Origin of the sequence: Shewanella sp. MF08487 (assembly GCF_050848685.1) — a bacterium.
In the GTDB taxonomy this organism is placed as follows: domain Bacteria; phylum Pseudomonadota; class Gammaproteobacteria; order Enterobacterales; family Shewanellaceae; genus Shewanella; species Shewanella glacialipiscicola.
The window spans coordinates 145,275-167,852 of the sequence record NZ_JBOZPB010000008.1; the positions used below are offsets into that span (position 1 = coordinate 145,275).

Annotated in this window: 19 protein-coding genes; 7 read left to right on the forward strand and 12 right to left on the reverse strand. The window is 46.2% G+C overall.

The window, feature by feature from the left end; all coding sequences use genetic code 11:
* Window positions 1–47: 47 nt before the first annotated feature.
* A complete protein-coding gene (purD, locus tag ACRN9H_RS08255) occupies window positions 48–1,346 on the reverse strand; it encodes a phosphoribosylamine--glycine ligase (protein WP_432313253.1) in 1,299 nt (432 codons plus the stop codon).
* Between the two features lie 70 nt (window positions 1,347–1,416).
* Window positions 1,417–3,048 (reverse strand): bifunctional phosphoribosylaminoimidazolecarboxamide formyltransferase/IMP cyclohydrolase, encoded by a 1,632-nt coding sequence (gene purH, locus ACRN9H_RS08260; RefSeq protein ID WP_432313254.1) that lies wholly within the window; start codon window positions 3,046–3,048, stop codon window positions 1,417–1,419.
* Between the two features lie 353 nt (window positions 3,049–3,401).
* Here purH and zntR point away from each other — a divergent pair, with 353 nt between their 5' ends.
* Both zntR and ACRN9H_RS08270 read left to right on the forward strand, forming a co-directional pair.
* A complete protein-coding gene (gene zntR, locus ACRN9H_RS08265) occupies window positions 3,402–3,917 on the forward strand; it encodes a Zn(2+)-responsive transcriptional regulator (protein ID WP_432313255.1) in 516 nt (171 codons plus the stop codon).
* Between the two features lie 2 nt (window positions 3,918–3,919).
* Window positions 3,920–5,443 carry an SO_0444 family Cu/Zn efflux transporter gene (locus tag ACRN9H_RS08270; protein ID WP_432313256.1) on the forward strand — a complete coding sequence of 508 codons (1,524 nt, stop codon included), beginning with the start codon at window positions 3,920–3,922 and terminating at the stop codon, window positions 5,441–5,443.
* Window positions 5,444–5,551: 108 nt separating this feature from the next.
* On the opposite strand, the gene ACRN9H_RS08275 is transcribed toward ACRN9H_RS08270, so the two are convergent.
* The 3 genes from ACRN9H_RS08275 to ACRN9H_RS08285 all read right to left on the reverse strand — a co-directional run bounded on the left by ACRN9H_RS08275 (window position 5,552) and on the right by ACRN9H_RS08285 (window position 8,901).
* Window positions 5,552–6,439 carry an SPFH domain-containing protein gene (locus ACRN9H_RS08275; RefSeq protein ID WP_432313257.1) on the reverse strand — a complete coding sequence of 296 codons (888 nt, stop codon included), beginning with the start codon at window positions 6,437–6,439 and terminating at the stop codon, window positions 5,552–5,554.
* Window positions 6,440–6,718: 279 nt separating this feature from the next.
* Window positions 6,719–7,420 carry a pseudouridine synthase gene (locus tag ACRN9H_RS08280; protein ID WP_432313258.1) on the reverse strand — a complete coding sequence of 234 codons (702 nt, stop codon included), beginning with the start codon at window positions 7,418–7,420 and terminating at the stop codon, window positions 6,719–6,721.
* A 314-nt stretch (window positions 7,421–7,734) separates the two neighbouring features.
* Window positions 7,735–8,901, reverse strand: coding sequence for an MFS transporter (locus ACRN9H_RS08285; protein WP_432313259.1), 1,167 nt, complete (start codon window positions 8,899–8,901; stop codon window positions 7,735–7,737).
* A gap of 559 nt (window positions 8,902–9,460) precedes the next feature.
* Here ACRN9H_RS08285 and ACRN9H_RS08290 point away from each other — a divergent pair.
* Window positions 9,461–10,861: a DASS family sodium-coupled anion symporter gene (locus ACRN9H_RS08290; RefSeq protein ID WP_432313260.1), complete on the forward strand. Its 1,401-nt coding sequence runs from the start codon at window positions 9,461–9,463 to the stop codon at window positions 10,859–10,861.
* Between the two features lie 91 nt (window positions 10,862–10,952).
* Here the strand turns inward: ACRN9H_RS08290 and trxC are convergent, their stop codons facing one another.
* Window positions 10,953–11,375: a thioredoxin TrxC gene (gene trxC / locus ACRN9H_RS08295; RefSeq protein ID WP_432313261.1), complete on the reverse strand. Its 423-nt coding sequence runs from the start codon at window positions 11,373–11,375 to the stop codon at window positions 10,953–10,955.
* A 191-nt stretch (window positions 11,376–11,566) separates the two neighbouring features.
* On the opposite strand from trxC, the gene ACRN9H_RS08300 reads away from it, so the two are divergent.
* Both ACRN9H_RS08300 and ACRN9H_RS08305 read left to right on the forward strand, forming a co-directional pair.
* Complete coding sequence (locus ACRN9H_RS08300; RefSeq protein ID WP_432313262.1) at window positions 11,567–11,905, forward strand: FKBP-type peptidyl-prolyl cis-trans isomerase; 339 nt, start codon at window positions 11,567–11,569, stop codon at window positions 11,903–11,905.
* A 126-nt stretch (window positions 11,906–12,031) separates the two neighbouring features.
* Window positions 12,032–13,021, forward strand: a complete 990-nt coding sequence (locus tag ACRN9H_RS08305; protein WP_432313263.1) for a diguanylate cyclase domain-containing protein — start codon at window positions 12,032–12,034, stop codon at window positions 13,019–13,021.
* 76 nt (window positions 13,022–13,097) lie between these two features.
* Here the strand turns inward: ACRN9H_RS08305 and ACRN9H_RS08310 are convergent, their stop codons facing one another.
* From ACRN9H_RS08310 to ACRN9H_RS08330, 5 genes are all read right to left on the reverse strand, one after another.
* Window positions 13,098–13,514 carry a DUF1850 domain-containing protein gene (locus ACRN9H_RS08310; RefSeq protein ID WP_432313264.1) on the reverse strand — a complete coding sequence of 139 codons (417 nt, stop codon included), beginning with the start codon at window positions 13,512–13,514 and terminating at the stop codon, window positions 13,098–13,100.
* Window positions 13,515–13,559: 45 nt separating this feature from the next.
* A complete protein-coding gene (locus ACRN9H_RS08315) occupies window positions 13,560–15,593 on the reverse strand; it encodes a TRAP transporter permease (RefSeq protein WP_432313265.1) in 2,034 nt (677 codons plus the stop codon).
* 110 nt (window positions 15,594–15,703) lie between these two features.
* Entirely contained in the window at window positions 15,704–16,660 is a 957-nt protein-coding gene (locus ACRN9H_RS08320; RefSeq protein ID WP_432313266.1) for a TAXI family TRAP transporter solute-binding subunit, read from the reverse strand.
* A gap of 302 nt (window positions 16,661–16,962) precedes the next feature.
* A complete protein-coding gene (locus ACRN9H_RS08325) occupies window positions 16,963–17,085 on the reverse strand; it encodes a hypothetical protein (RefSeq protein ID WP_107885087.1) in 123 nt (40 codons plus the stop codon).
* Window positions 17,086–17,477: 392 nt separating this feature from the next.
* Entirely contained in the window at window positions 17,478–18,974 is a 1,497-nt protein-coding gene (locus ACRN9H_RS08330; protein ID WP_432313267.1) for a helicase HerA-like domain-containing protein, read from the reverse strand.
* 372 nt (window positions 18,975–19,346) lie between these two features.
* Here ACRN9H_RS08330 and ypfJ point away from each other — a divergent pair, with 372 nt between their 5' ends.
* Both ypfJ and ACRN9H_RS08340 read left to right on the forward strand, forming a co-directional pair.
* Window positions 19,347–20,225: a KPN_02809 family neutral zinc metallopeptidase gene (gene ypfJ, locus ACRN9H_RS08335; RefSeq protein ID WP_432313268.1), complete on the forward strand. Its 879-nt coding sequence runs from the start codon at window positions 19,347–19,349 to the stop codon at window positions 20,223–20,225.
* 102 nt (window positions 20,226–20,327) lie between these two features.
* A complete protein-coding gene (locus ACRN9H_RS08340) occupies window positions 20,328–20,774 on the forward strand; it encodes an NUDIX hydrolase (RefSeq protein ID WP_432313269.1) in 447 nt (148 codons plus the stop codon).
* A gap of 25 nt (window positions 20,775–20,799) precedes the next feature.
* On the opposite strand, the gene ACRN9H_RS08345 is transcribed toward ACRN9H_RS08340, so the two are convergent.
* Window positions 20,800–21,999, reverse strand: a complete 1,200-nt coding sequence (locus ACRN9H_RS08345; RefSeq protein WP_432313270.1) for a class I SAM-dependent methyltransferase — start codon at window positions 21,997–21,999, stop codon at window positions 20,800–20,802.
* Between the last annotated feature and the right edge of the window lie 579 nt (window positions 22,000–22,578).

A 22,578-nucleotide genomic window follows, 5' to 3' on the forward strand; every position in this document is an offset into this window, starting at 1 on the left:
GCGTAAAAAAACCGGTCAAATACCGGTTTTTTTAAAAGGTTTAATCGTTAATCTTGCTGTTCACGTGCGATTGCGCGATAACCAATATCGGTACGGAAATACACATCATCCCAGTGGATTTCATCAACCAATTTATAGGCGGCTTTTTGCGCTTCGGTCACTGTGTTACCCAGAGCAGTGGCGCAGAGAACGCGACCGCCGTTGGTAACGACGTGGCCGTTTTTCATCTCAGTGCCCGCATGGAAAACTTTGCCGTCGTTATCGCCAAGGCTTAAACCGTCGATCACATCAAATTTGCGATACTCATCTGGATAACCGCCTGCGGCTAATACCACACCCACGGCCGCACGCTCGTCGTATTCTGCTGTCACTTTATCGAGTTCGCCACGGGTGGCGGCTAAACAGAGTTCGACTAAGTCAGACTTTAACCGCATCATGATTGGCTGAGTTTCCGGATCGCCGAAGCGGCAGTTGTACTCGAGCACTTTGGCGCTGCCATCGGGCGAGATCATCAAACCCGCATACAGGAAGCCTGTGTAGATATTGCCTTCTGCGGCCATGCCATCAACCGTCGGGCGAATGACGTTTGCCACAGTCCAATCGTGTACCGCTTGGGTTACCACAGGTGCTGGCGAGTAAGCGCCCATGCCGCCCGTGTTTGGACCATAGTCGCCGTTATCACGGGCTTTATGATCTTGGCTGGTGGCCATCGGCAGAATGTTTTTACCATCGACCATGACGATAAAGCTAGCTTCTTCGCCTTTAAGGAATTCTTCAATCACAACGCGTGAACCCGCCTCACCGAACTTGTTACCGGCGAGCATGTCATCAATTGCAGCATCGGCCTCAGCTTGATTTAACGCGATGATCACGCCTTTTCCCGCGGCTAAGCCGTCGGCTTTGATGACCACTGGATAACCCGTTGTGGCCGTTAATTCACGCACAAACGCTTTGGCATCGCTGATTTCAGTGCAGTTTTTATAACCCGCCGTTGGAATATTGTGGCGGGCTAAAAAGTCTTTAGTGAAGGCTTTTGAACCTTCGAGTTGGGCTGCGGCTTTAGTAGGGCCAAAAATCGCTAAACCTGCGGCGTTGAAGGCATCGACGACACCGATAACGAGCGGCGCTTCTGGGCCGACTATGGTCAGTTCAATCTTATTGGTTTTCGCAAAATCGAGCAGAGCAGGGATGTCGGTGGCGCTGATCGCCAGATTTTCAACATTAGGTTCTAGGGCTGTGCCCGCATTGCCGGGTGCTACATAAACGGTATCAACTTGAGCCGATTGAGCGGCTTTCCAAGCTAGGGCATGTTCGCGGCCGCCACCACCAATGATTAACACTTTCATGGTTAAAACTCCCACACATCGCAAAGGAAAAGGCCCTAATCGCTAGGGCCAAGTTTGATTTAAGTTGTTATCAATGACGGAAGTGGCGCATGCCTGTCATCACCATGGCCATGCCGTGCTCGTCTGCTGCTGCGATGATTTCAGCATCGCGCATTGAGCCACCCGGTTGGATGATGCAGCTAATACCCGCAGCCGCTGCGGCATCAATACCGTCACGGAAGGGGAAGAAAGCATCGGATGCCATTACAGAGTTTACGACTTCCAAACCTTCGTCAGCAGCCTTGATACCCGCAATTTTCGCGCTGTAAACGCGGCTCATTTGGCCAGCGCCGACACCGATAGTCATGCCGTCTTTGGCATAAACGATGGCGTTAGATTTAACGAATTTCGCCACTTTCCAGCAGAACATTAAGTCTTTCAGTTCGCTTGCAGTTGGTTGACGTTTAGAAACCACTTTGATGTCTTCTAAGCCGACCATGCCTTGGTCGCGATCTTGTACTAACAAGCCGCCGTTAACGCGTTTGTAGTCTAAGGTTTGGGTCTTAGTGTTCCACTGACCACATTCCAATAAACGCACGTTGGTCTTTTTCGCAACCACATCGCGCGCCGCTTGGCTGACGCTTGGGGCGATAATCACTTCAACGAATTGACGCTCAACGATAGCACTCGCCGTCGCTGCATCTAACTCGCCGTTGAAAGCAATAATGCCACCGAAGGCTGACGTTGGGTCAGTTTGATAAGCGCGGTTATAGGCATCGAGTAAATCTTTACCTAATGCAACGCCACATGGATTAGCGTGCTTGACGATAACACACGCAGGCTCACTGAATTCTTTTACGCACTCAAGAGCGGAATCAGTATCGGCAATGTTGTTGTAAGACAAGGCTTTACCTTGCAACTGAATTGCAGTCGCCACAGAGGCTTCATCAATTTTAGTGTCGACATAGAAAGCCGCCGCTTGATGGCTGTTTTCGCCATAGCGTAAGTCTTGCTTCTTCACTAATTGAGTGTTGAACGTGCGTGGGAACTTAGAGCTCTCAACGGATAGGGAGTCAGCAAAACATTCGTCCGTGCTATGCGCAGGAACCCTATGCATTGGAACCATAGTGCCGAAGTAATTGGCGATCATGCCATCGTAACCCGCAGTGTGCTCAAAGGCGGCAATCGCTAAGTCGAAACGCGTCGCATGGGTCGTGCTGCCATTGTTAGCCGTCATTTCTGCCAGTACGCGTGAGTAATCGGCGGCATTAACGACTATGGTGACGTCTTTGTGGTTTTTTGCCGCCGCGCGCACCATAGTTGGGCCGCCAATATCGATATTTTCGATAGCGTCTTCTAAGGTACAACCGGCTTTAGCCACAGTTTCAGCGAAGGGATAAAGGTTAACCGCAACTAGATCGATGGCATTGATATTGTTATCGGCCATCACGCTTTCATCAAGACCGCGGCGCGCCAAAATGCCGCCGTGCACTTTAGGGTGCAGCGTCTTAACGCGACCGTCCATGATCTCAGGGTGTCCTGTGTAATCAGATACTTCGATAACAGGCACGCCGTTATCCGCTAACAGGCGAGCGGTGCCGCCAGTTGATAACAATTCTACACCTTGGGCGTGAAGTGCTTTGGCGAACTCGAGAATTCCGGTTTTATCTGAAACGCTTAACAGCGCGCGACGAATGGGTCTGGCATTATTTGCAGCAGTCATTTGGGTACAGGGTCCAGTTATTTTAGTTTCAAGGATCTTTCGGAAAACAGAACAGCCTTAACGCTGTACTGCTTTCCAAAAGTCCCTTGGTCCTATTTTTACTTTATTAGCTAACTTTTTATCCCTTCGTCACAGCGCGCGTATTCTAGCGTAAAACTCGATTTACGGGTGTTTTTTCTGCGTGATTTCACAATATTCATATCAGAACAAAGCGGCATTGCCGTGTTGGCTTTCAGTAACGTTAAAATTACCTCTTGACCTTGGAGTAGGCTCCAAGGTTTATACTTACTTACATTGAGTGTTGTGCTAGAAATATTCCTTAAACTACGGAGTATTTCGCAAAGGATGAAAACATGTACCGTATTGGTGAATTGGCAGATTTGTGTGAAGTGAAAGCCGACACGTTAAGATTCTACGAGAAGCACGGCTTACTTACGCCATCGAGCCGTACTGAGTCTGGTTATCGGGTATATACCCAGGACGATGCTGCGCGATTACGCTTTATTTTACGGGCGAAAGCTGTGGGCTTTACTCTCAATGAAATCAGCGACTTACTCTCTATTGAACTTGATAAATCTAACCGAGTCTGCGCCGATGTAAAGGGTATGGTGGATATTAAATTAGCACAAGTGCAGGCCAAAATGGCGGAGTTAACGCATTTTCAGACCAGTTTACAAAGCTTGTCTGATGCCTGTTGTGGCGGGCCGCGCAGCGCCGAACATTGCTCGATTTTAGAGGCGTTGGAATCCAGTACTGAGCGGGTACGTGTTGAGCATCATTCTCACGATGGAAATCAGCACAAAGAACATCAAAATGAGTCGCACCAGCATACTCACGGCAAAACAATCCATGATGAGTCAGGGAATTAATTATGTTACTGAAGAATTTTATTGATCTGTTTTTAGACTCGGCGCCTTGGCTGTTATTAGGCCTGATCCTGGCTGGGCTATTAAAAGTATTCGTACCAATGGTGTGGATGCAAAAGCAGCTCGGTGGTCACGGTTTTAAAACTGTGGTGAAGGCGGCGCTGCTCGGTGCACCGTTGCCTTTGTGTTCTTGTGGCGTGATTCCTGCGGCGGTAGGGTTACGTCGTTCAGGAGCCTCTAAAGCGGCCACTACCTCCTTTTTAGTGTCGACTCCAGAAACAGGCGTCGATTCCATCGCGGTTTCTTATGTGTTACTTGGCCCCTTTATGGCGATAGTCAGACCCATAGCTGCCATTACTAGTGCGATAGTGGCGGGCTTACTCGTTGGCCGCGATGACGACGATGGCAAGCCTGCGGTTAAATCAGAGTCTAAGTCAGCTAGCGACGCACCCGTGGCGGCTTGCTGTGCGTCGAAAACGGCGACACAGTCCCAAGCGATTAAAGCTGAACCGGTTCAAAGCTGCTGCTCACCGACTAAGGATCAGCCTTTAGCGCCTGTTAAAGCGGCTGCATCCTGCTGCAGCACTGAAAGTCATAGTGAGCAGAAGACTGAGCCTAAGAGTGCGATCAAAATGACGCCTGTGGCTGCAACGTCTAGCTTAATGACCACCGCGCCGAGCTTAATGACGGCTCATGGCGGCAGTGTTGCGAACGTCGGTGTGATAAAAGCTGAGAAAACAGTTTCCTGCTGCGCCAGTAACACAGCTGAATCTGTACCTGCTATCTCTAAAAAAATTGTTGTGGTAAAAAAGGGCGCCTGTTGCGGCACTTCAAACACAGCCGAGTCTGGAACACATGATCACAGTGCCCATGCCCATGATTCTCAAACCCAAGCTGAAGCGGATAGCTGCTGCGCTTCGACCCAAGATATGGCGACTGAGTTAAAGTCGCAATCCGTCTTAAGTCGCGTTGGTATTGGTCTTAAATATGCGGCAACGGATTTAGTGCGTGACACTACCTTGTGGCTGCTGGTGGGTTTATTCTTCGCAGCACTGGTACAAACCTATGTCCCTGCAGACTTTTTAGCGCAATGGGGCGACGGTATCTTAGCCATGTTAGTGATGGTGTTGGTCTCTGTGCCTATGTATATCTGCGCGACGGCCTCGACACCGATTGCTGCCGGACTATTGTTGGCGGGTGTGTCACCGGGCGCCGTCTTAGTGTTTATGATGGCGGGTCCTGCGACTAATATCGCAACCTTAGGTGTGGTGGCTAAAGAGTTAGGTAAGCGTGCGTTGTGGGGATACTTGGGCGGCGTGATCGGCGTGGCCTTAGTCGCGGGCATATTGGTCAATTATCTGGTGGATAGCTTTGGCTTTGTGGTGATGCCACAGATTGGTGAGCAGCACCAAATGCTACCTCAGTGGTTAGTGGCAACCTCTGGCATAGTACTGGCGTTACTCATGGCAAAAGTTGTGTTTGAAAAAATTCCTCGAAGCTGGATCCGCCGTAACGATTGTTGCTCTTAATCGATTCATATTCCGCTAAATTATCGAGTAAATAAAAATCCCAGTGTTAGGGCTAACACTGGGATTTTTCATTGTCGATTGATTTTTTTGCTCGGGCTAAACCTAAACTTAGTTGCCTTTTTTTACATCGATAAAGGGCAGGGTGCCTGTCGGCAGCATGGTTGTCGGTAGTTTGCCGTCCCACTTTTCCGCTTTGGTTAATTCAACTAAGTTTTGATTTTGTGCCAGCGCTTCGGCGCGGCTCTTAATCGCAGAGGCTTCTGCATCACCTTTGATACGAATACTTTCGGCTTCAGCCTTAGCGCGGGCTAATTGCGAGTCGGCCTGTGCTTGCGCTTGGGTGACGGCGATTTGCGCGCTGACGCGTTCTTTTTCTAGATTCTGCAGTTGAGTTTGTACTTCGACTTCGGCGCGCATTCTGTCTTCGACGGATTTTTCATAGGCGTTGGAAAAGTCGATATTCTCAATCTGCACTGAGTTGATTTCCACCGGACCTTTGATCGAGTTAGTGATCGCGCTGGTCACATCAATACCGAACTTGATCCGCTCTTGTACGACTGAAATCGCCGTGTATTTACCGAAGATGTTTTCGACTTGAGTTGGCACTTGTCTGTCGAGCAGGCGCGTGACCATGGCATCGATACTTTTGAAGTTAGCATACACTTCTTCGACGCGGTCTGGCGGTACGCTAAAAGTCACCGATGCGTTAAGCGTCGCAGGTTGTTGATCGCGGCTATAGGCTTGCAGTGAGGTATAACTGGTAGTGTGCGTTTGGGTAGAAATCTTCACCACAGTGTCTATCAGTGGGATTTTAAACCCGAGCCCAGGTTCTGCAGTTCCGATAACTTTACCGTTGCGCAGCAGTACGCCACGTTCACCTTGGTCAACCGTATACCAACTGCCAAATAAAGAGATAAAGAGGATTAACAGAATAACGATGGGAATAATCTTGCTGAGGCTGATTGAGCTCGGTAGATTGAGTTCATTTTTAATCATTTAGCTTCCTTTGCTGGTAACAGTATCGATAAACCGTGAGTCAGGAGTGGTGCTCGATTAGCCTTCAACTAGGCGGCTAAGTGAGCTGTGTTTTAAAAAGCAATGTAACTGAATGGTGAATTGGTGGCAACAATTCGATAACTAGAGATGTGGCAAGATCTGTGATGTATTCGCAGCGCCTTAGTGATGGGATTCAGTTCCCAATTCAAGGCAGCGTGTAGGTATAACTTTGTAGGCATGATGCATGAATAGCGCTGGAAATTGTTCTGCTATAACAGCTTAGGCTGTGAAGGAGGCTATCTCGGCTAAGGTTAACTCGCGCCATTCTCCAATGTCCACATCTAAGATAACTGCGCCAATTTGTGCCCTATGCAGAGCAACCACTTTATTGCCCACGGCGGCAAACATCCTTTTGACTTGATGAAACTTGCCTTCGGTGAGCGTGAGTAGCACGGTTTTGTCATCCACTTGCTGCAGTGTTGCCGGTAGAGTGAGGGCAGTTTCGCCCTGTAATTGCAGCCCAGCGGCAAACGTTGCGGCTATGGCTGCAGTCGCTTCGCTGTCGAGTGGATCTCGCAGTTGTACACGGTAGACTTTTTTGCACTGATATTGAGGCGAGATAATATTAAATGACCAGCGGCCATCGTCTGTGAGTAGCACTAAGCCCGTGGTATCGGCATCTAAGCGACCAACGATGTGCAGGTCAAATGCACGCTCAATATCGAGCAGATGAAACAGCGAAGGGTAGGCGCCATCTACATTCGAACACAAGGTATCGGCGGGTTTGTGCAACATGAAATAGCGGGATGGACGTGGCGCTAGCGGCTTTCCATTCAGGTAGATGGCATTATTTTCATGCACTTGCATCGCGCAGTCTGTCGCGATAACGGCATTGACTGTGACTGAGCCGCTAAGAATGGCGACACTTGCGGCATCACGATCAAGATCTGTGCTTTTACAGAGGAATTTATCGAGGCGCATAGTGAAATCTCAGGAAAAACAATTAGCACAGGTGTTTAAGTAAGCTGCATTATCGCGACTTAGGGAGGAGAAGCAACTGCTCAGTAAAATGTTAAAAATTAACTCGTTGATTTTATTATGCTTTCTAACTAATGACCTTTGAGAATCATCTTACAGCTCTTTTTGTGTTGATTTTAGCGCAGGTGTTTCTATTTGAGCCACTCGATGAACATGCCGTTCATTAAGTAGCGGCTTATTGAGTGCCTACCTATTAAGTGCCTACCTATTAAGTCGCTGTCTATTAAGTAGGAGTGCCAGGTGTTTTATGGGGGCTTTTAAGGCGAAGAAAAACTGGGCTTAGTGTTAATAAGCAATTGAGCAAAAATGTAAATACTGCTCAGAATACAGCATATGCCTAAATAAATGAGTAAGCCGAACTCCGTTTGGCCAAAGCTGCTGGCCACTAATGGCCCTATCACTGATCCCACCGAATAGCTCAGCAGCATCACTTGCGCCACTGAAACCATTTGGCTAGCAGGCAAGCTGTCACAAGCTAGGCTGATTGCAATCGGGTAAAGGGCAAAAGCGCTGGCGCCAAGCAATAGAAATCCAATGATCAGCGTCATACTTGAATGCTGACTGAGTAGCAATAATGCCGCTACGCCCAGTAGGCTAAAGCTCACTATCAAGCCACTTTTGTTAAATATAGGAGATAAATAACTGACTAAAGGTTGTACTAGCATGCCACCCACTATGATGAGGGCCATAAATTGTCCTGTTTGCTGATCAAGCCCCATATCCAGTGCCACATAAATGGGTAGTAACCCATAGATAGGGCCGAGCAATAATCCAGAGACTAAACATCCCATAATGGCAGGCTGACTTAGGTTTTTTAGTGCAGACAATGACATTGACTGTTGTTCGCTTACCTGAGGTTGACCGCGTTTTACCAATAACGCAGGTAAACATGCCGCGGCTAATAATCCCATGACCACTAGGTAAGGTAGATTGCCCTTTGTGCCTAAATAATCTATGGCTAATTGTCCTATGGCAGTACCGCCATAAAGCGCTGTCATGTAAAGCCCAAGCCGCTTAGCGCGTTGCTTTTGGGTATCGGCCATTAATAGCCATGATTCAACTACGACAAAGACCCCTGCGACGGCAAATCCTGCGACAAACCGTGACAGTAACCACATCCAACTTTGTGGCACTAATATCATAGCGACAACGCTGCAAAGCAGGATATTCAAAAAAAGGATAAAGGCTTTACTGTGACCGATACGCGTCACGATAGATGCGATACAAGGTGCACCAAGTAGTAGGCCAAAATAAAAAATACTCGCCAGCAAAGGTGCGAGTGAGGTATTGAGTTCAAAAAAAGTGAGCGATAACGGGATCAAACTCATTAAATAACCAGATGCCAATGCAAATAAACTTAAGCCAACGACGGGGACGAATATGCTGGTTTTTTGAGTAGACTGACTTAACGCGATGTTTTCCACTGTATGCCCTAAAACGGATAAAAATAAAGCGAAATATGCTTAGGGGCGCGACTCTAGGACTAATTTAGAACAGGGTAAAGTGAGTTAGATTGACTGTATCGGTGAATAATATTTGTGTTTGTTTTTCAGAGGGATATTGCGTTTTAAATGTGTGTATTTTGAAGCGTAACTGTAACGTGGCTGGTGCTTTAGCTTATCGGCTTAGACGTGAACAAAATACATGCTGCTTGCGTAGACTGCCAGCAACAAGCGTTTGATTAAAGCTTAACTTGGTCATTATCACTTTGGTGAAGATTGAAATTAGATCGAGTTCACAATTTTAAACAGTCATTCTATTACAGGTTTAGTCTGGTTTTGCTCGATCTTTATTCGTTTGAAAGTTAAAAACATAACTTTAGACCGAAAATAGGTAAACTAAGCAGCTAATTGTGAGTTTATGTGCACTACAGCAGTAAAGAGCGTCGTTGCTCTGTAGTAAAAGCACAAAATAAAGCACTTTGCTCGGTGTGATCTATGCCCTAAATTTGCACCAAAATTAAATGGTATTAAGGTTGTAACCATGTCTGTAACACATTCAAGTACAGTTCCCCCTAATAAATCCCCTACCAGTGATGAAATCGATAAGAAAAAAATGCTGATCCTCGCGGCGGATATTGTGCTGTTATTTGCACTGCATTATGGCTTGCCCTTCGATCAAGGAGTGAACACCGGATTAGCGATTCTGGTTTTCTCAGCCATTCTTTGGCTTTCCGAAGCTATCCACATCAGTATTACTGCGATTTTAGTGCCTATTCTTGGCGTATTTTTTGGCGTATTTGAAACCAAAGAAGCGATGAGTAATTTTGCTAATCCGGTCATTTATCTCTTTTTTGGTGGCTTTGTACTGGCGGCGGCTTTGCACCATCAAAAGATTGATACCTTAATTGCGCAAAAGCTGTTGGTGGCCTCCAAAGGCAGATTAAGCGTTGCCTGCTTTATGTTGTTTGGCGTCACCGCGCTGTTGTCTATGTGGATAAGCAATACGGCGACTGCAGCCATGATGTTACCGCTGGCTTTAGGTATTTTGTTGCAACTAGATAAAGATAAATACCACAGAACCTATGTGTTTTTACTGCTGGGGATTGCTTACTCTGCCAATATTGGCGGCATGGGCACTCTCGTCGGTAGCCCGCCTAATGCGATTGCAGCTGCGCAAGTAGGCCTAACATTTAGTGATTGGCTTAAGTTTGGGATCCCAACCGTTATTGTGATGCTGCCGCTAATGTGGCTAGCCTTATATTGGTATTTTAAGCCGGACCTGTCCGCCAAGATTGAGATTAAGCGAGAAAGCAACACATTGACTAATCAAGGTAAATTAACCTTGATGATATTTTTTATCACAGTGTGTTGTTGGATATTTAGTGTACCGCTAGCGGAGGCTTTAGGTGGCATTTCTCAGTTTGATACCGTGGTCGCGCTAAGCGCTGTGGTGGTATTGGCCGGCCTAGGTTTAGTCGGTTGGAAGAAAATTGAATCGACCACTGACTGGGGCGTATTGATCTTGTTTGGCGGTGGCTTAACTTTAAGCGCTATCTTAAAAAGCACCGGCACGAGCGTATTTTTAGCTCACTTTATGACAGACATTTTTGGCAGTACACATATGTCGTTATTTGTGTTTGCTGTGATTGCGTTTGTCGTAATGCTAACCGAGTTTGCCAGTAACACCGCCAGCGCCGCGTTGTTAGTGCCTGTGTTTGCCGCCATTGCCGAAGCATTGGGTGTGTCGCCAGTGATGTTATCTGTGATGATAGGCTTAGCGGCATCCTGTGCCTTTATGCTGCCAGTGGCAACGCCGCCCAATGCAATTGTTTATGGCTCTGGCTATATTAAGCAGTCTGAAATGGTTCGAGTTGGTATGATTATCAATACTATCAGCATGATAGTGTTGAGCATTATTGCTCATGTGTTTTGGGATATCTAAACTTACCTATTTATACGCTTATTTATTGTGCGCTCCTAAAAAGTACCCCGCGAGGGGTACTTTTTATAGAGATAGGATACAAGCACAGCCGTTAACAATAATTCTTTAACCATTGATCGAAAGCCGATTTAGGTAAAGCCCCCGCTTGTTGCGCGAGTAACTGTCCTTGTTTAAAAATCATTAATGTCGGAATCGACCGAATATTAAATTGAGCAGCCAGTGCTTGTTGCTCTTCGGTATTGAGTTTACCAAAGCGGAATTGATGCTCCCAAGTTTTAGCCGCTTCATTAAATATAGGGGCAAAACTTTTACAGGGACCACACCAGCTGGCCCAAAAGTCGACCACAAGTGGTAACTCAGACTTATTGGCGTGGTTAGCAAAGTTTGCACTCGTGAGTTCAATCGGCGCTGGCGTAAATACACTGAGTTTACATTTACCGCATGTGGGCTGCTGCTTTAAACGTTCATCGGGAACCCGGTTTAGCGTATCGCAATGTGGGCAGGCAATAATCATGGTAAAACTCCAATAACGGGATTTAAGAAGATATTGGGTTGTTTAAACGTTATTTAAAGGGGCGTCTTGAGTTTAGATTCATTGTAAAAATGTATTGATAACACCGACAAGCTTTGATGCAGGTGATACAATTCTGCACAACATGTCATATCGCAAATGTATTAAGTGCGATTCATAAAGAGATCAAATAAATGACTGAATTAGAAGTTATTGACCTCAGTATCGGTGAAGGTAAGGAAGCCGTTAAAGGCGCGCTTATTACCACTCAATATCGCGGTTTCTTGCAAGATGGCACTCAATTCGATTCATCCTATGATCGTGGTCAGGCATTTCAATGTGTAATTGGCACTGGTCGTGTGATCAAAGGCTGGGATCAAGGTATTATGGGCATGAAAGTCGGTGGCAAGCGTAAATTGCTGGTCCCAGCTCATTTAGCTTATGGTGAACGTCAAATTGGAGTGCATATCGCACCACACTCAGATCTCACTTTTGAAATAGAGTTGTTAGAAGTACTGACTCGCGACGAGTAATACAAGTCGTTATGGATTACGCTGGATAAGCGTGAGTGTGGCAGTTGGATCAGGTTAAAATGTTACTTTGGTAACGAGTATTTTTCACTGATTTAAAATCCTCCATCTTAAGGAAAGAGGTTTCTAGTGGCTTCGGATAACTCAGCAGAAAACGCGGCAGAATTAATTGCGCAACTACAAGCTGAAATTGCTCAGCTAAAACGTGAGAACGCAACTTTAACGGCATTGAATCGTCGCGCCGAAGAAAAACTTTTTGCCGCGCTTGATGGCAATGGCTTGTGCCTGTGGGAGCAGCATATCCCCAGTGGAAACTTAACGATATTTAATATGCGTTGGGGAGAATTATTAGGCTTTAGCCGTGAAGAACTCGCCGCACATATTGATAGCTGGAAAAGTAAATTACACCCTGACGATAAAGATTGGGTGATAAAAGCCTTTGACGACCATGTGAGTGGTAAAGCGGATTATTACCAAGTTATACACAGAATGCTGCACAAAGACGGTAGCGTCAGTTGGGTGTCTGATCGTGGTCGTATTGTTGAGCGCCTAGCCGATGGTACGCCGCTGCGAATGATGGGTAGCCATATCGATATTACTCAAGAAAAGCGTTATGAAATTGATTTAGCGCTTTTAGCACATAGCGATCCGCTGACTAATCTTATGAATCGCCAAGCGATTTCTAACGCATTCGATGAATGTTTACAATCCGTGGAACACGGTGGATTGTTCTTTATTGATCTTGATGGTTTTAAAGCATTAAACGATCACTACGGCCATAAGTTTGGTGATACTTTGCTGATGCATATTGCCGATACCCTTGTGTTCCATGCCGGCGAATTGGCACATATTGCCAGATTAGGCGGCGACGAGTTCGTGATATTAATGCCTACATCTGAAGTGGAAGTATTAGAAGCGCTGGCACAATCTTTACTCGATGTTTATCGACAGGCTTTTATACTAGAAGACTGTGAAGTAAAGATAGGCCTGAGTATCGGTATCGATATTTTTGGCGTGGGTGATAGCTTTGCTGAAAGCTGCGATCGCGCTGATGCCGCCATGTATCGCGTGAAACACCAAGGAAAACATGGATATTGTTTTTCTATACAAAATAGATGATGCGACTTTAATCACCAGAACTTAATCCACTTATTATTGAGGGCGGCATGGATAGCATCTATTGATTATTGATGTGCTATTCGATTGTCATCGCTTGATTGTCACAGCCCCAAACTTCAACGGCCGCGATGTGTTTGTTCGGCGGGCCAATCCAATGACTCATGGCGTGGCATTGTACTTTTTCTGAGATTTGATTGAAGCAAAGTTCAAAATCTCCTGCTTCGGGCGTGCGACCTAAACGTAATATGGGCAAAGTGGGTAGCTTGGGCTGATAATGCCAGCTGCCATCTTTAAAATAAGCATCGTCGGTTATTTCCATCCCCGCGCCAGTGCCTTTAACTCTCGCTTCGACCAACACTAAACCCTGTGATGTGACGTTATAGTCCTCTTCCCAGCGGATTTTTTCTATGCTGTGGTTCCATGCCAAGGTGAAGTTGTCTGTGGGCACTTGGACCCACAGTGTGCCCGCTAGGCCTAAACACAGGCCTAGCATGGGTTTACCTTCAAAGACTGATTAACGACCAATAATCTCAAGAGTTTATCCTTGCTCTGCGAGACGTTTGAGTTTGCGCGCGCGTAAGCTGTGTTGCACGATAAACAACAGCGCGAGTCCAAAGCCGATTTCATCGCTTAATGGCGTAGCGAGAATCAAACTTGCCCCCGCAAGGAAGCCGATAACGCGTTCCCACCAATAGAGGTTTTGCAGTAAGTATCCAGTAAAAATCACGCCCCAAATGCCGATAGCGACAGTCGCCTTAAGCACAACAAAGCCCGTGGCCAACCAGCTGTCACCCTGCAGCATCAATGCTGGATCGTAAACCGCCATAAAGGGGATCACAAAACCTGCAATGGCGATACGAATCGCCCATAAACTGATCTTAAGCCCAGACTCCCTTGCAATCGGCGCCGCAGCAAAACAAGCTAGCGCAACGGGCGGCGTGAGATCGGCCATAATGCCAAAGTAGAACACAAACATATGCGACACAATCAGCGGCACACCTAAGTCAAGTAATGCGGGCGCTGCAATTGAGCTGGTAATAATGTAGTTGGGAATGGTGGGGATCCCCATACCAAGCACTAGGCAAGTGACCATAGTTAACACTAGTGATAAGAACAGGTTATCTTGACCTACCGCCAAAATATAACTCGCGAAAGTTGAAGCAATCCCCGTGAGGGAAACGATACCGATAATCACGCCCACTAAAGCACAAGCAATACCGACTGGCACGGCATGACGGGCGCCTTCTACCAGCGCATGTAGACAAATGGTGAGTGTTTCTTTACCGCCTTGAATAAACCAACAAATTGCGACTAATAGCGCAATAACCCCAAATACCACCCCAATACCGAGTTGGAAAAAGCCAGCGCACAACACCCCAAGGGCGATCCAAAAGGCGATACGCATCGCCATTGATGAAAGCCGCAGCACAATGGCTGAGCCTAAAATCACTATCGATGTCAGTGCTAAACCCACCATGCCAGAGAACAGGGGGGTTCTGCCCGAAAACAGTAAGTAAACCAAAATAAATAAGGGGATCAGTAGATACCAGCGTTCTTTAATCGCCGCCCAAGGATTAGGACATTGATCTTTGGGTAAGCCACAGAGATTGGCGCGTTTAGCTTCTAAGTGCACCATCCAAAATACTGAGCAGAAATAAAGCAGTGCGGGGATTAACGCCGCTTTGGCAATTTCGATAAAGGGTACGTTAATGGTTTCGGCCATGATAAAGGCCACCGCGCCCATAATTGGCGGCATGATCTGGCTGCCCATACTCGATGTTGCTTCCACGCCACCTGCAAAGGCCGAACGATAGCCAAATCGTTTCATCAATGGAATAGTAAATTGCCCCGTTGTGACTACGTTGGCAACGCCTGAGCCGGTAATGGTTCCCATCAGTGCTGACGATACCACTGCAACTTTCGCTGGGCCGCCGAGTTTGTGGCCGAACAATCCCATGGCAAAGTCGGTGAATAAACGGATCATTCCGGCTTGCTCTAAAAAGGAGCCGAAAAGAATAAATAAGAAAATATACGTCGCCGATACATAGGTTGGGGTGCCGTATAACCCTTCAGTGCCAAAGGCTAACTGGTTGATTATTTGATCAAACCCATAACCGCGATGCATTAATTCACCGGGTAGGTATTGGCCAAATAAACCATAGACTAAAAAGATGCTACAGATTATAGGGAGCGCCCAACCCATCACCCGTCTTGCAGCTTCAAACACTAATACGATCAGTATGATACCAATCACCATGTCGGAATCGGTCAAATCACCAGAGCGTTGAATTAAGTCAGCTTCGAAATACCACTGATAAGCTGCAGTAGCCATACCTGCTAAACCGAGTAGCCAAGCGAGTGGCTGCCAAGGCTGAGATTTGCCTCTAGCGGGATAACTCAAAAAAACCACTAATAGTAAAAACCCCACGTGGGTGGCACGTAGCACTTGAGTCGAAACGGGATGGAAAGCAGCGGTAATAATCTGAAAAATAGAAAAAACTAAAGCGGTATAAAACAGCGCTTTGGGCCAGTCGCCGGTATTTGCGCTGAGACCTTGTTGGGGATCACTCATATTATGCCTCACAGCATTAGACTACAGAGGCGAAAATAAGATGCCGTTAATCAACGGCATCTTAATCGCTTGGTTTGGGAATTTGTGCACTCATTTAACGTTAAGCAAACTTACAGTGCACCCACTTCTTTGTAATAACGCTCTGCACCTGGATGTAGTGGTATCGGCAGATTTTTTGTCGCGTTGTCTAAGCTAATGGCTTTAGCGGCTGAGTGCGCGTTACCGAGGCGATCTAAGTGTTCGAACATCAGCTTGGTCATTTGATAAGCTAAATCATCTGATACGCTGCTCTGAGTCACCAGCAAGTTTTGAATCGCTACGGTAGAGACATCAGTGGTTTGGCCTTCATAGGTTGAAGCGGGGATCACGCCGTGTTGATAGGCAGGATTATTGATCTTCGCGATAACCTCTTGAGGAATTTCAACAAAATTGATTGCCATAGTCGCCGCTAAATCACGAATAGCCGCCATACCTAAGCCAGACGATTGCAATGTTGCGTCTAACTGACGGTTTTTGATTAACTCAACAGATTCGGCATAGGGTAAAAACTCGACTTTACCCATGTCTTCGTAGCTTAAACCTGCCGCCTTAAAAATCGATCTGGCATTGAGTTCAGTCCCCGATTTAGGTGCGCCGACGGAGATACGTTTACCCTTTAAATCGGCCAAGGTTTTAATGCCAGATTCTTTATTGGCGACGATTTGAATGTAGTTAGGGTAGGCAGCTGCAATTACACGGATTTTATCCAGTGGTTTTTTAAAGCCAGCATCAAGATCGCCTTGATATGCAGCGGCAACGGAATCACCTAGAGCCAGTGCTAATTCGCCACGACCAGATTGCAGTAAATTAAGGTTTTCTACCGAGGCTTTCGTCGCCTGAACTGAGGTTTTAGAGCCTTCAATACCTGTGTCATAGAGTTGCGATAAGGCAACGCCAATCGGGTAATACACGCCACTGGTGCCACCAGTAAGAATATTGATAAAAGCGGGGGCGGCGGCCATAGCTGCTGCACTGAGGGTGAATGTCACTGCGGCGCCGGCGGCTACCCATTTTTTATTGATTTTCATGATGAAATATCCTTATTTTTTATAATGTTATATAGGGTCTTTCAAGCTCGGAATATCACGGCCTGCTAAGTATAACCTCATAAATTTTGGCAAAGGTCAATTAGCCTATGGTCGATACTGATACTTTTACGAGATTAAACGGAGGGTTCTTACCGTTGTGATGCAAACCATTGGGAGAGGGATGAGCGCGTGGATTATGTGTGGCTCATAAAATTAACTCATAAAATGAGCTAATAAAAAGGGCTAACCTGAGGTTAACCCTATTTGTGTTACTTGAGAAAAATATCAAAAATAACAGGACACTATTTAGTGTTATCTAAGAAACCTTTAGTCACATTTTTAGCGTGTTTTGCTGCCTTTTTTTCTTTAGCAGACAGGAGTGGCTGTTTCTTCGATTCTTTACGGTTTTTTTGCTCTTTACTCATATAAAACTCCATGTACTCTGTGGTTATTCATCAGGCTAATCATGTAAGCCGTACTCAATTGAACCTATTCCATGATGTCCTGATTGAAGCGAAATTCTTTATGTCGAATGACCAGATTTAAAAATTACAAACATTTAAAATCATTGATAATTATCTGTGAACTATTTGCCTCAATGAGCGATTACAGCAAAATAATCTTATCACTGAATTCCGCATCTTGATCCATTCATCGCTTAGAATAATTAACGCTAATGGTAGCGCTAACTTGTATAAGAAATATGCGATCTATAACGCTGTGCGCTTGCGTTTATCAATGTTGGCTATTTATGTATCAAGTTATACCCGTGCATGATTTATCTCTTTAGGTGGTTATTATTAGCGTTAAAATCTGTTTATCGGCGGCTGGATTTACCTAAAATACTGCCCAAGATACCGCGTAAGATTTGTTTACCTAATTGACTGCCAACCGTTCGTGCCGCTTGTTTTGATAGCGTTTGCGCTAAACCTTGGCGGCGTTTATTACCAAAAATCAGTTCACTGAACCAACCTTGGTCCTCTGTTTTTTGGCCCGTTTGAGCGTCATTTGCTGTCGCAGTAGTATTGCTGGTGGCGTTACCTGATCGTCTTTGGTTGAGTAATTCGTAGGCCGATTCGCGGTTGATGGCGTTATCGTATTTGCCACCAATCGGACTCTGGGCGCGTACTTGTTGTAGTTCTTCATTTGTGGCTGGGCCCATGCGGCAACGCGGCGGTGCGATGAGTGCGCGTTCAACCATAGTTGGTACGCCTTTATCTGCGAGCATAGATACTAGCGCTTCGCCTACCGCGAGTTGAGATATCACCTCACTCACAACCAATTTTGGATTGGGTACAAAGGTTTCGGCCGCCGTTTTAACTGCCTTTTGATCCCGAGGAGTATAGGCTCTTAAAGCGTGCTGAATGCGATTACCTAATTGTCCGAGAATTTCGCTCGGGATATCGTCAGGAAATTGCGAACAAAAATAAACGCCTACGCCCTTTGAGCGTATAAGCCGCATAATTTGCTCAACGCGTTTTAATAAACTCGGTGGACAGCCCTCAAACAGTAAATGCGCCTCATCGATAAAAAATACCAGTTTAGGTTTTTCGGGATCGCCGACTTCGGGTAGGTTTTCAAATAACTCAGAAAGGAGCCAGAGTAAAAAACTCGAATATAAACGAGGTGTTAAAATTAATTTATTCGCCGCTAACAAATTAATGATGCCGCGCCCCTGTAAATTGGTCCGCATTAAATCTTCAAGTTGCAGCGCGGGTTCACCAAAAAAGTCTTTGCCACCATCGCGCTCTAGCCCCAGTACCGAGCGCTGAATCGCCGCGAGAGATTGGGCGCTAATCAGGCCATATTTGGCGGAGATCTCTTTACGTTCTTCGGCAACTAAGGCCAACATAGCACGTAGGTCGTCTAAATCGAGCAGTAATAATCCTTGGTCGTCCGCCAGTTGAAACACGATATCTAGGATGCTGCTTTGGGTATTATTAAGTTCGAGGATTCGGCCTAGTAAGGTCGGGCCCATTTCGCTGATGGTCGTGCGTAGTGGGTGGCCCTGAATACCCGCTAAATCCCATAGCACCACAGGGTTGGCTTCGTTTTGATAGCCCTCAATACCAATTTGAGCCACTCTTTGTAACAGCTTTTCATTGGCAGTGCCCGCCATCGCAAGGCCGGAGATATCGCCTTTAACATCGGTGATAAATACTGGCACACCTTGGCGCGAAAAGCCTTCGGCTATGCTCATCAATGACACGGTTTTGCCTGTTCCTGTCGCCCCAGCAATTAACCCATGACGATTGGCATACTTAAGATTTAAGTGAGCTTGCTGCTCACCTTTTCCAATTAATAGCGTATTCAAGGGCATTCCTTATATTAACGATAGGGCTTTACGGTAGTGACTAGGGGATCTCTATTTAAGCCACTGTTGTGTGGTCAGTTATTCATATAAACATTCATCATTGAGTGTTGGTCTTAGCCTAGTTTATGTCAACATTAAGAGTGAATAAGCTTGATATCGCTTGGCTAAAACGTATCACTGGCAATATGCTCGTTGCAGATGTGCAAGGTGTGTTATTTTACATTCACTAAAGCCGCATTCACGCACCATACAGCAGCGACATAATGCGATCGTCCGTGATAAGTGCTTGAAGGCAATATATAAGCGGTTTAAAGAGTGATTTAACTAACGGTGCCATTAACTGTTTAATAAGTAACGAGAGTAAGGAGTGCTATGCGCTGGCGTGATACTGAAAGAAGCTCCAATGTTGAAGATAGGCGCGGCCAGCAAATGGCGTCGGCGGGTATGCCCATTGCCTTGTTAATGCGTTTTTTGCCTTTTTTATTAAGAACTAAAATCGGCCGAGTGGTGCTACTTATTGGTAGCATTTATTTTGCCTTTCAATATTTTACTGGCGACCTGTCACTTAACCCGAGCACTCAATCCAATTTAAGCCAAGCGCAATCAGCCTCAACAACCGCTGCCCAAGATGAAAATTCCCAGTTTGTCGCGGCCATTTTAGGCACCACCGAAACGGTTTGGGGTCAATTATTAAAAGGACAGTATAAAGAGCCCAAGTTAGTGCTTTATCGCAATATGACCTCTACAGGCTGCGGTATGGGACAGGCGCAGTCTGGGCCTTTCTATTGCCCCGCCGATAGCAAGGTTTATATCGATTTGAGTTTTCTTGATGAGCTTAAAACCTTAGGCGCCCCCGGTGATTTTGCCTTTGCCTATGTGATTGCCCACGAGGTAGGCCACCATGTGCAAAATCTGCTGGGCACTAACGCTAAGGTGCGCCAAGCCCAGCAAGGTGCAAGTAAAGTGCAGGCGAATCAATTGAGTGTCGCACTTGAATTGCAGGCTGATTGCTACGCAGGGATTTGGGGGCATTATGTCAATCAACAACTTAACTTACTTGAAGCGGGCGATTTAGCGGAAGGCATTGCCGCCGCCAGTGCAGTGGGTGACGATCGTCTGCAAAAGATGGCGGGTCGCGCCGTACAGCCCGATGCTTTTACCCATGGCAGTTCGGCGCAGCGGGTGAAATGGTTTAAGACAGGGTTTGATTCGGGTAATCTCGCCAGTTGTAATACGTTTGCGGCGAAGTGATTTTGTTTGATATTTCAAATGTATATCAAACATAAATGCTCCGAGCTTACCTGCACGTACTTAAATACACGGCATTTAAATACACTGTAGAAGGATAACTGAGTGGCCTTTAACGATACCTTTAGACTGAGTAGCCACGCGGTGATCACTAATCAACAAGGACAAGTGCTGTTGCTTAAGGCTAATTACGGTAACTTTGCTTGGGGCTTGCCCGGCGGCGCACTCGAGCCAGGTGAAACGATTCATGAGGCCTTAGTGCGCGAATGCCAAGAAGAATTAGGCTTAAGTGTGCAGGTCAACTATTTGAGCGGCGTGTATTATCACAGTGCTTATCAATCCCAAGCTTTTATCTTTCGTTGTGAACTGCTATTGTCTGAGGGGCCTGAGGTGGCAAAAGATGGTGCAGAAGGCGCGCCACTGCCAATCCATTTAAGCCACGAACATTCAGAGTTTGCCTTCCACGATATCGACACCCTCAGCGCGGTTCAGCAGCAAAGAATTAACGATTGCCTCAATTTCAACGGGGCTGTTATGAGTGCAAAATTTTAATCCTTTACCAGTAAATAGCTTGCCGTTAATCGGCTTGGGTTTGCGCGAGTAAGGTTTCTAAGCAATGTTCAGTAATACCGTAATAGGCTTTAATGTCAGCAATTTGCGCGAGGATTTCGGCGCTGTCTTTCTGATTATGTTGTGGCTTTTTAACCGCCAAAATCATCTTATTTTTATTGGTATGTTCTAGGCTGATAAATTCAAACACCTTAGTCGCATAACCGTTGGCTTCTAAAAATAGCGCACGTAATGAATCCGTCACCATTTCAGCCTGTTGGCCCATGTGCACCCCATATTGCAGCATAGGTTTGAACAACTCAGGGCTGTGCATCTGCGGGCGAATTTGTTTATGGCAGCAAGGCGAACACATGATGATGTCGGCATTGGCGCGAATACCATAATGAATCGCATAGTCAGTAGCGATATCGCAGGCATGCAGCGCAATCATCACATCGGTTTGCTTAGGCGCATGGGTTCTCACATCGCCGCAGACAAATGATAATCCTTGATGGTCTAGCGTTGCCGCCGTTTCATTGCACAAATCGGCCAAGGCTTGGCGTAATTCCACCCCAGTCACCTGCGCATCATTGTGAAGGCTGTGGCGCAGGTAATCATGGATTGCAAAGGTGAGATAGCCTTTGCCTGAGCCAAAATCGACCACATTGATCGGTTGGTCATTCTTGTGGGGGGACGCTTCGAGTGCTTGGCTGAAAACCTCAATAAATTTATTGATTTGCTTCCATTTACGCGACATCGCAGGGATAAGATTATGTTGGCTGTCCGTCACCCCGAGCTGTGTGAGGAAGGGACGTTCGATATCCACAAAACGCTTTTTCTCACGGTCATGTTCTAACGGCGCAGCTACGGTTTGTTTAACGTTATGTGTGTTGATTTGGACTTTGCCTTTTTTGCTGATCTCAAGCTGAACTTCTGCCTCTGCCGTAGCTAAGTGGGCACTCTTAAAATCGTTACCGAGTAACAGTTTTATGCTAGCTAAGCCTTCGTCATAACTCAGGTTTTTAGTGATGTGATTCGTCTGGTGTTGATACACAAACGACAGCACAGGCTCATTTTGCAAACTAATCGGCCGAATCGTAATGCGCTGCAGGCTTTTATCTGCCCCTCGGTACTTACTCAACAATAGTTTCATCAGACTATTCTTCGCCAAGCTGTCAGCCAAAAGCTGGTAAAAATCATCAAAAGAATTAAGCGCTGAATGGGACATTATTGTTTCCGAAAAAGTAACCAAGAAAAACAGGGTGAGTATTCTAACCGCGATCCGCCGCTACCTAAAGTTATTCTCATCGAGAAGGGGGTTTGGGGCAGAACTCCGCTGCTGATCTATCTGTTGAAATTCGTAATCTCGTGTAGGTTTTTGGCAAGCGGGATTTTGTCCCAACTCTTGTTTGAATTATTTAATCAAAGTCAAAGTCAACGTCGTGGGGCTTCACCCCCTGATGTTTTAATCAAAAGTCGACCAAGGAGGACTGCTCGTCCTATCCTCCTTCCTATTTATAAACAATCAGCCATGACGCCCCCAACGGAGTTGAAAGCCCCTTGGGCAATTAGCGTTCTTATGCTATCGCGTCAGACGCTCGTCCCTGATTCGACTGACGCTATCTCGGCATCTGATAGGCAGGATGCCTGAATGTCGTGAAGTGCATGGATGCGCGAGAATGTTCTGGTCTAATCCCATCGGACACTTAATTTTGAGACAGTATGGTCAATAAATTAAGAGGTCTATATGAGTTTAAAAAAATCACATAAGAGTTATCCGCAGGCATTTAAAGATGAAGCCGTCTTG

Coding starts and splice junctions, on each gene's coding strand:
- purH (WP_432313254.1), bottom strand. CDS start 3,048: ATGACTGCTGCAAATAATGCCAGACCCATTCGTCGCGCGCTGTTAAGC.
- ACRN9H_RS08300 (WP_432313262.1), top strand. CDS start 11,567: ATGACTGAATTAGAAGTTATTGACCTCAGTATCGGTGAAGGTAAGGAA.
- ACRN9H_RS08280 (WP_432313258.1), bottom strand. CDS start 7,420: ATGCGCCTCGATAAATTCCTCTGTAAAAGCACAGATCTTGATCGTGAT.
- trxC (WP_432313261.1), bottom strand. CDS start 11,375: ATGATTATTGCCTGCCCACATTGCGATACGCTAAACCGGGTTCCCGAT.
- ACRN9H_RS08345 (WP_432313270.1), bottom strand. CDS start 21,999: ATGTCCCATTCAGCGCTTAATTCTTTTGATGATTTTTACCAGCTTTTG.
- purD (WP_432313253.1), bottom strand. CDS start 1,346: ATGAAAGTGTTAATCATTGGTGGTGGCGGCCGCGAACATGCCCTAGCT.
- ypfJ (WP_432313268.1), top strand. CDS start 19,347: ATGCGCTGGCGTGATACTGAAAGAAGCTCCAATGTTGAAGATAGGCGC.
- ACRN9H_RS08325 (WP_107885087.1), bottom strand. CDS start 17,085: ATGAGTAAAGAGCAAAAAAACCGTAAAGAATCGAAGAAACAGCCACTC.
- ACRN9H_RS08275 (WP_432313257.1), bottom strand. CDS start 6,439: ATGATTAAAAATGAACTCAATCTACCGAGCTCAATCAGCCTCAGCAAG.
- ACRN9H_RS08320 (WP_432313266.1), bottom strand. CDS start 16,660: ATGAAAATCAATAAAAAATGGGTAGCCGCCGGCGCCGCAGTGACATTC.
- ACRN9H_RS08315 (WP_432313265.1), bottom strand. CDS start 15,593: ATGAGTGATCCCCAACAAGGTCTCAGCGCAAATACCGGCGACTGGCCC.
- ACRN9H_RS08290 (WP_432313260.1), top strand. CDS start 9,461: ATGTCTGTAACACATTCAAGTACAGTTCCCCCTAATAAATCCCCTACC.
- zntR (WP_432313255.1), top strand. CDS start 3,402: ATGTACCGTATTGGTGAATTGGCAGATTTGTGTGAAGTGAAAGCCGAC.
- ACRN9H_RS08310 (WP_432313264.1), bottom strand. CDS start 13,514: ATGCTAGGCCTGTGTTTAGGCCTAGCGGGCACACTGTGGGTCCAAGTG.
- ACRN9H_RS08270 (WP_432313256.1), top strand. CDS start 3,920: ATGTTACTGAAGAATTTTATTGATCTGTTTTTAGACTCGGCGCCTTGG.